General features: G+C 58.2%; 9 protein-coding genes and 2 pseudogenes. 6 read left to right on the top strand and 5 right to left on the bottom strand.

Annotation, left to right across the window (positions count from 1 at the left end):
- The 3 genes and pseudogenes from QJT78_RS46635 to QJT78_RS46625 all read left to right on the top strand — a co-directional run.
- Positions 1-252, top strand: a pseudogene (locus QJT78_RS46635) (IS110 family transposase); the annotation flags it as partial.
- A 265-nt stretch (positions 253-517) separates the two neighbouring features.
- Positions 518-1,232 (top strand): annotated as a pseudogene (locus QJT78_RS46630) (SOS response-associated peptidase family protein).
- Positions 1,229-1,501: a hypothetical protein gene (locus QJT78_RS46625; protein ID WP_028153122.1), complete on the top strand. Its 273-nt coding sequence runs from the start codon at positions 1,229-1,231 to the stop codon at positions 1,499-1,501. Before QJT78_RS46630 ends, QJT78_RS46625 begins: the two are co-directional and overlap by 4 nt.
- Before the next feature lie 156 nt (positions 1,502-1,657).
- Here QJT78_RS46625 and QJT78_RS46620 read toward each other — a convergent pair whose 3' ends face one another.
- From QJT78_RS46620 to QJT78_RS46605, 4 genes are all read right to left on the bottom strand, one after another.
- The gene (locus QJT78_RS46620; RefSeq protein WP_028153121.1) at positions 1,658-2,278 is read right to left on the bottom strand and encodes a general stress protein; all 621 of its coding nucleotides are present in this window, start codon (positions 2,276-2,278) and stop codon (positions 1,658-1,660) included.
- A 12-nt stretch (positions 2,279-2,290) separates the two neighbouring features.
- Positions 2,291-2,626, bottom strand: coding sequence for a hypothetical protein (locus QJT78_RS46615; RefSeq protein WP_028153120.1), 336 nt, complete (start codon positions 2,624-2,626; stop codon positions 2,291-2,293).
- 270 nt (positions 2,627-2,896) lie between these two features.
- On the bottom strand, positions 2,897-3,100 hold the full coding sequence (locus tag QJT78_RS46610; RefSeq protein WP_155258072.1) for a hypothetical protein: 204 nt from the start codon (positions 3,098-3,100) through the stop codon (positions 2,897-2,899).
- Positions 3,097-3,564: a hypothetical protein gene (locus QJT78_RS46605; RefSeq protein WP_049810359.1), complete on the bottom strand. Its 468-nt coding sequence runs from the start codon at positions 3,562-3,564 to the stop codon at positions 3,097-3,099. Before QJT78_RS46605 ends, QJT78_RS46610 begins: the two co-directional genes overlap by 4 nt.
- Before the next feature lie 359 nt (positions 3,565-3,923).
- Between QJT78_RS46605 and QJT78_RS46600 the strand changes: the two genes are divergently transcribed.
- The gene (locus QJT78_RS46600; RefSeq protein WP_028153119.1) at positions 3,924-4,931 is read left to right on the top strand and encodes an alpha/beta hydrolase; all 1,008 of its coding nucleotides are present in this window, start codon (positions 3,924-3,926) and stop codon (positions 4,929-4,931) included.
- 389 nt (positions 4,932-5,320) lie between these two features.
- Positions 5,321-5,485 carry a hypothetical protein gene (locus tag QJT78_RS46595; protein WP_193375999.1) on the top strand — a complete coding sequence of 55 codons (165 nt, stop codon included), beginning with the start codon at positions 5,321-5,323 and terminating at the stop codon, positions 5,483-5,485.
- A gap of 140 nt (positions 5,486-5,625) precedes the next feature.
- Here QJT78_RS46595 and QJT78_RS46590 read toward each other — a convergent pair whose 3' ends face one another.
- On the bottom strand, positions 5,626-5,874 hold the full coding sequence (locus QJT78_RS46590; RefSeq protein WP_155258071.1) for a hypothetical protein: 249 nt from the start codon (positions 5,872-5,874) through the stop codon (positions 5,626-5,628).
- Positions 5,875-7,021: 1,147 nt separating this feature from the next.
- On the opposite strand from QJT78_RS46590, the gene QJT78_RS46580 reads away from it, so the two are divergent.
- Positions 7,022-7,237 carry a hypothetical protein gene (locus QJT78_RS46580; RefSeq protein ID WP_028153116.1) on the top strand — a complete coding sequence of 72 codons (216 nt, stop codon included), beginning with the start codon at positions 7,022-7,024 and terminating at the stop codon, positions 7,235-7,237.
- Positions 7,238-7,479 lie beyond the last annotated feature (242 nt).

The raw sequence follows: 7,479 nt of genomic DNA, 5'->3' as shown, positions 1-7,479 counted from the left end.
CAACGATATGGCGGTATCACAAAGGCCGGAGATTCAATGCTCCGATCGACGTTGATTGTCGGCGCGACCGCGCTGCTGAGGCACATTCGAAAGGGCCGTCATAAGCCGACATCCTGGCTCGCTTCGCTGCTGGAGCGAAAGCCGCCGAAGTTAGTCGCGGTGGCCTTAGCCAATAAGTTCGCCCGTATCGCCTGGCGCTTGATGATATCGGGCGGCGTGTACACCCAGCCGGTAGCCGCCATGCCCATTTGATCTGAAATCGGTGTACCGGCCGAGATTGCTCGCCGGATAGCCCACGAACTTGCAGGACGCAGTAGATGGAAGGACCGATCGGTCGATACGCGCGAGCTTCCGTAGATTACACTGGCATCATCAATGTCGCCTATGTGCTTGGAGCGTGCGTAGCGAACACCATCTCGGCCAGCGGGCTTTGTCCGCGCAAACAGGCCGGACATCTGATAGCAAGCGATCTGGCCAGAAGTCTGCTATAATCCTGACAAGCGGGGGGGCCGTCCACATCTGCAATCTCTACTCGATGACCAAGAACGTCGACGCGATCCGTCAATTATTCGGAGCGTTGAATAGCCGCGTCGGCAATCTGCCGAGCATGCCCGGCATCTTTCCCGACTACCCTGCCCCCATCGTCCGCAATGCTCCAGACGGACGCGGGATTGTCATGGCGCGATGGGGGATGCCTTCGTCCTCGAAGGCTCTTATGGACGCAACAAAGAAACGCGCGCAGAAACTCGAGGCCAAGGGCCAAAACGGTGGACTTCAAGGAGTTGCTCCGAATCGAGCCGGACAGCGGCACGACCAATCCGCAACACGAGTAGCAGCCACTGGAAGCGCTGGCTCGAGCCGGAAAATCGCTGTCTGGTGCCATTCACCAGCTTCAGCGAGTTCAACAAAGCCGAAGGCGGCGACATCTGGTTCGCGTTCGACGCAACCCGCCCTCTCGCCTGCTTCGCCGGTATCTGGGCAACTGGACCTCGGTGCGAAAGGTCAAGGAAGGCGAGACGACAACGACCTCTATGGATTCTAACCACTGATCAAACTTTCAGGTAAACGCCATCCACCCGAAAGCGATGCCCGTTGTTTTGACGACGCCAGGTGAAGTTGAGACTTGGATGAAGGCGCCTTGGGATGAAGCCAAAGAACTTCAGCGTCCGCTTGCAGACGGCGCGTTGCGAATCGTGGCACGTGGCGTGAAAGAAGATCAGGCTGCCATTTGAAACACGCTGAATTCCGCCCCTACGCTGAACCGGAAGCCGCCGCACGAAAGCTCATCGAGCTTGCCGCAGGCGTCCAGGCGGTGAACGACCGCATCCACATCGAGACGATCAACGGCTTGTTCCTTTCCAAGACCGGCTGCAATGCGAGTGGGTCGGAGTTCGGCGCCGGCATCAAATATGCGATCGAGAAAGGATGGCTCGAGTTGCACGAAAGCGGCACCTATATGCGGATACTCGCGCCGGGTTCCGACCTATTACCTCGTCAGTAAAACAGTACCGTCTCTCTTCCAGACGGCCAGCGACGCACACATACCATCCCCGAGATGAGGACCATGCAATCGCTTGCCCGTCCGCAGACGCGGCGGAGTCTAGCCAAAAACCGAAAAAATGCGGCGGTTCATCCGTGCAAACCGCCGCAATCTAACCTATCGCAAAGAACCTTCGTAGAGTTGCCGCTCCTTGCGAACCTCGTCGGCGCCGTAGGGCTTGCTGGCGGGATCGAACGACTTCCATCCGGCCTTCTGCCAGGCGGTGCTGCGGTCCCGCAAATTGACGGCGGACTCGTTCAGGATCGCGTCGAGGCGCGATCGATCGGCATCAGCGACGCGTGCCGAAACAAGCGTGCCTCCGCGACGAACGCCCTCAGCATAAGAGTCTGCGTCCTCCCGCGAAATGCCGCTCTCGGTGAGCGCGCCGACCACACCGCCGGTCGCAGCACCCGCGGCCGCTCCGACCGCAGTCGCGGCAAGCCAGCCAGCTGCGACGACGGGGCCGAGGCCTGGGATCGCGAGCAGGCCAAGGCCGGCCAGGAGGCCTGCCGTGCCACCCACGCCCGCACCAATGCCGGCCCCCTTCCCGGCGCCTTCGGCGCGATCGTCGACGCCATCGCGATCACGATCGACCTTCTTATCGGTGCTGAACCAGCCGTCCGAATTGTTGGCGACGATGCTGATGTCCGAATGGGATACGCCGGCAGCCTCGAGCCGTTGAACCGCCTGCTGGGCGTCGTTGTACTTGTCGTAAAGACGAGAAATCGTAACGGTCATTTTGATTCTTTCTTACTTGGTTGAATTGACGTTGCCTTGAAAGTCGACGCTAACGGCCGTGGCCGATCCGCCCTTGCTGGCCTGACCGCGCCAAACGCCCTTGTCGTCCTTCTTCAGCTCGGTGACGTCGGCGTAGCCGGCATCCTCAAGCTTCGATTTGGCTTGTCCTTCGGTAAAACTGTTGCGACCCGCGACAGGGGTGTCGGAGTTGTTTTGGCCAGAGCTGTTAACCGCGTTGTTGTTCGGCCCCGATTGCGCCGGTGGATTTTGCGCTGACGCCGGGGTCGCCGCCAACGCAGTGGCGGCAGCAAACAAAGAAATGCAAACGAAAAGTGATGGGCGTCTCATGATTGTCTCCAGAGTCTGAGGAGTGAGCCAAGCCCTCATCGGAGCTTTCGTTCCTCTCTGCTCCGAGACATCTTCGCGATTACGGTCTGAAAAATATCATCCAGGTGACGTCCATGACGAGAACGGCGAGACCCAGGCTCATTCCCAGCAGCAATAACACGCTAGGGCCGAGTTCGCCTTGACGCGCTTCGATTGGCGTCTCAACGATGCGACCGCTACAGGCGATGATTCAATCGGAGCGTGGAACGTTCGTTCCTATGGACGTCGCTGCTATGCCGGAGGCCGGCGCCTTGCAGATGTCAGACAAGCGTTGATATCGGCAGCCATCTTGTTGCGATGTGCTTTTTTCAAGAGCGCTTCGCGCTCCACGCCGGGTTCTACGCGTGCGGCCTGTTCGCGTAAGCTGACGGCATCGGCTGCCAGACGCTCGGCCAGCGAGCTCGACTGACGCACTCGGTTGCGCTTTTCAATCATGCCAAATGCCCTCGCGACGAGAGCGAGCGGTCTTGCGGCAACAGTAGCGCGACCGGCGATGTCACGCCGTCGAGCCAATCTTGTGTCTCCGCAAGTGCGAGCCACGCCGCGCTGATTCGCCCGAACCGCATCGCTTCACTGGCTGCAGCGCCTTCCAGGATCAGATACTGGCCCGCGTTCGTTCGAAACCGCTGTGACTCATTCAATTCGATATTCGTAGGGTTCGCGCGATCGACAAAAGTCTCCCACGCGTTGCCACAATAACAGCGCCACTGATTGACGATCTTGCCAGACGGCAAGTAAATCGAATTTTCAGGAGCCGTAACGCGCTGCCCGCAGAGAGTGCAGTTATCCGTCCCCTGCGACGGAGACGTCCTATCATCGACTTGAGCAAGCTTGTCGCTCCGTCGATGCTCGTATTCGCTGCGGGTATTTAGATGCTGGCTATAGCCGATGGCGTTCAAAGCGCGCCTCCTGTTGCGGCGGGAGCGCAATAACGTCTCTCGGTCACCGGCGCCTGTTAGATTTGTGCCAGCGATAGCATCGATATGGTGTCTGAACTGACATTTGCGAGAGCGGGTGTCCCAAAAGCGCTCTTTAAATCGCCGCGTTCTATCCTGGCGCCTCATCGATGCGGGAGGAACTATCTCTGCCTTCCACTGTTGGGGTTACGCGAAATGCCTCGTGAATGCGCATGCCGTCCCCAAAATGGCGATTTGACCATTCTTGCACTTCGTTTGCAGGGAGAAGGCGACGTGCGGACGGTCGGGACTCTCCCCTATCTTTTTCTCCATTAGCTGACTCCAGTCAGCGAAAGTGTCACATGCGCATCCTGAAAAAACGTTCGCCCTCGCTGACGACGAAGACGTTTCATGCTCTCGCAGAACATCCATTGACTTCGGCCGTCGTCGCAACTGTCGGCTTGATGGCCACGGCCGCGATCGTCAATCGGCGCCTCGCCGAAAAGGCACAGCGCGATAATCCGCCCCAGGGTCGGTTCATCGACATCGACGCTGTCCGCCTGCACTATGTTGAGCGAGGATCCGGCCGTCCTCTGGTCTTGTTCCATGGCAATGGCAGCATGATCCAGGATTTCGAATCCAGTGGTCTGATCGATCTCGCCGCCAAGGACTATCGTGTGATCGTGTTCGATCGCCCGGGCTTTGGCCACAGCCTGCGGCCGCGCAACGTCGTTTGGACGCCTGCGGCCCAGGCCGATCTCTTCAAGGAAGCTCTTGCGCATCTCGGCATCGAAAAGGCGATCGTGCTCGGCCACTCCTGGGGAGCGTCGGTCGCCGTCGCCCTCGCAAGCAGACATCCTGCAACGGTCGAGGCCCTGATACTGGCTTCGGGTTATTACTTCCCGACCGCGCGCACCGACGCGGTGATGGCGATGGCCGGCCCGGCCATCCCCGGATTTGGCGATCTCCTTAGTTACACGATTTCCCCGATCCTCAGCCGCCTGATGTGGCCGGCGATGTTGCGGCAGCTGTTCGGACCGAAATCTGTCCCTCAAAAATTCGATGGCTTCCCCAAATCCTTGGCCGTGCGTCCATCGCAGCTTCGCGCCGGTGCCGCCGAGGCGGCGCTGATGGTTCCCGCCGCGATGCTATCTTCAAAGACCTACGGTGAGCTGTCCATGCCCGTCACCATCCTGGCTGGCGAGGACGATCGCCTCATCGACATCGACGAGCAGTCCGGACGGCTGCACGACGAGATCAAGCACAGCAAAATGCGTCGCGTCCCCAATGCGGGTCATATGATACAGCAGTCTGATACGGCCGACTTGATGGCCGCCGTCGACGAGGCGGCGGCGGAGACGCTGCACTGAGAACTTCAACGAGGACTGACCACCATCGTCACATGGACCGCCAATAGACTTCCAGGATCGTCGCTGCGGTAGAAGGATCCAACATGCTCCCGAAGATCAAAGAACACACCTGTCCGCTTTGCAAAGGAACTGGCTTCCCTAAGTCCGCGGAGCCAGCGCACCCTGGCCGCAGGACATATCCAGTGAAGTGCGATTCCTGCCAGGGTAAGGGCAAGATTTCAGAGATGGCCTGAGGTGATCTCGCTTTGCATGTGAACGTCGCGACGCAAATCAGCGCCTGTGGTTCTAACGCTGATGCTGACGCTCAATGTTTGTCCGATTAAGACTCTGGAGGAACGTAGCGATCATGGTGTTGTAGGCCTTCGCACCTCTTTTGAAAGTACAAGCAGATGGCGGACCAAGACAACTCGAATGAAAAGAAGTCTGGCGAAAATCCAGATGGCAAGTTTCACTTCAACCCCGGCAACATGGCCGGAAAACCACCTTCTGATCCAAAACAGACTGCCGAGAATAGAAAGACACAGGAAGACACCGATAAAGGGTCGGTTGGCTGAGCTGAAATCAATTCAACGACGGCCCCGCCAAGAGGGGCACGAGTTGCAAGAAGCCGAATCGTTCAGTGGCCGCGGAGGCATCGACAAGGATGATTGGCGGTGCGTCAGTCACTTTTGTGATCGACCGAGAAAAAACATGTTTAGGAGATTTTCGTCGAACCGATGCTGATGACATAGATCGGCCTACGGTCTTTGTTCGCCACCTCTAGCGACCACTCTTGCCCTGGGCGGAATCTTCCATCCACCTCTTTGAGGATCTCGCCAGCAAAGATCGTGGCCTCGCGCCACGCCGCCTCGTCGTCGGTTAGCTCTTCCCCGACATCATCGATGCTGGGCTTTGCACTGTGAACATTGAAGAAGTATCTAGGCATGCGCGGAATGGTAGCCAAGTTCCTGCCCGTCCGAAACTAATTCGGCGGCTGGAGGCCGGGAGACTTCGCCCAATTGTCCAAATTAGTTGCCACGTCTGCTTGCCGCGCCTTCCTTAGGAGAGCATCCCGCTGAGGACCAGGGTTGAGCGCTGCGGCTTGCTCTGCGACCTGCTTAGACCAAGCACCTAACCGATCTTGGAGTGTAAGCAGTTGTTTGAAACGACGCCGTTTGAACATGGCACGCTCCTTTCCGTGAGAGGAAGGCGAAAGCGCAAGCGAGCATTCTCATCACAGATATTAGCCGAGGTCCGGTCTGTGGCGACTCATTAATGCACCTTTCACGCGCCGTGTTCTGCCCACTAGTGCACATAGGGTATCACAACCACCCCTATGGAGTGGTGAACCGACGCTATGCCGCGCTAGTGGACATAAATGATATACATGAGAGCGGCAACAAGCAGAGCTCCCAAGACCATGTTGGCGTTGGGATGCATGTCGTAGTTCCTCTGCACCATGCGGGCCCAGCGCTGCACCGGAGGCACGATAATGGTGCCTGGGCCACCGGACGACTTTGGCCCATAAAGAAGATGCTCACTGCCAGACAAGGCCAATCGCCGATAAAGCGTTCCTAATAGTCTTGGCCCGTGTTGAAACCCTTACTAAGTTTGGTGTTTGTAGCAAAATGCAGCGGGTTCATTTGATTCGTGTGATGACTGATAAGGGCGAGCACCAAATCTGGCTGGCGGCCACCGGTCGTAACGAAGCCGTGGATCGGGTGCTTGACGCCGTCCCAGAGGATGGAGCGCCAGCTTGGTACAGCGCGAATTACGCGCCCACGAAGCTTGGCGTTAAATCTGATGCCGGGAGAGGTTCGGCAGCATAAGGTGTCTTGAAATCATGCACCGTCCCCCGCCGAGCAGGCAGAGCGAGTGACCCGGGGACAGCGCCGGATGATTTTCGGTTTGGCTTTTCCAGCCGCTGGTTTTCGGGCCTGACAATCTTATTCTCCGGCATTTTGTCCTGGCCCTGATCCCCATCTCGTCTTCCCCCAGAAATGGAGGTACCACTTAAGCTGCTCGAACCATGCCGACAGTGCCGCGTGGTCTGCTTGGCGACGTCGAGCTGACTGCGGGATCACCACTGACCGCCCCACGTCCGAGCACTGATGTTTGACGACGACCCACTCAAGCAGGAAACGGACGCTCTTCAGCAGATGATAAAGAACGAGCGTAAACTTTTGGTTGGCTCCGATGAGTTCATCAAAGGCAAGATTGCGCAAGGCGTGCCCAGAGAGCGCGCCTACGCCCTAGTTGCAGAGATATTCCGCGGCGTTCGGGAGGTCCGAGCTCGCGATCGACGCCGCACGTTTAGGGTCGTCTAAGCCGATCGGTGATCACCTGCCGATCGCCCGCAAATTGGTGCAATTCGGCTACACCGCCTAGTACGCCCGCCTGCTATGGCTGACGGTGAGCGCGGATTGATCGGTAAGGGCTAGATAGAAAACAACTTCCTGCCGAGCTATGGCGGAATCTGGGTGATGACGGTGTGAGGAAGGCGGCGTATCGAGGCGGGTGACGAGCCTGCCAGAACCTCTCGAGGAGAGCGATACGCCATGACCGAGAC

It is taken from the genome of Bradyrhizobium sp. Mp27 (genome assembly GCF_029953005.1).
Taxonomy (GTDB): Bacteria; Pseudomonadota; Alphaproteobacteria; order Rhizobiales; family Xanthobacteraceae; genus Bradyrhizobium; species Bradyrhizobium barranii.
Note: the sequence above shows the minus strand (reverse complement) of the source record. Positions and strands in the feature narration are given on the sequence as shown.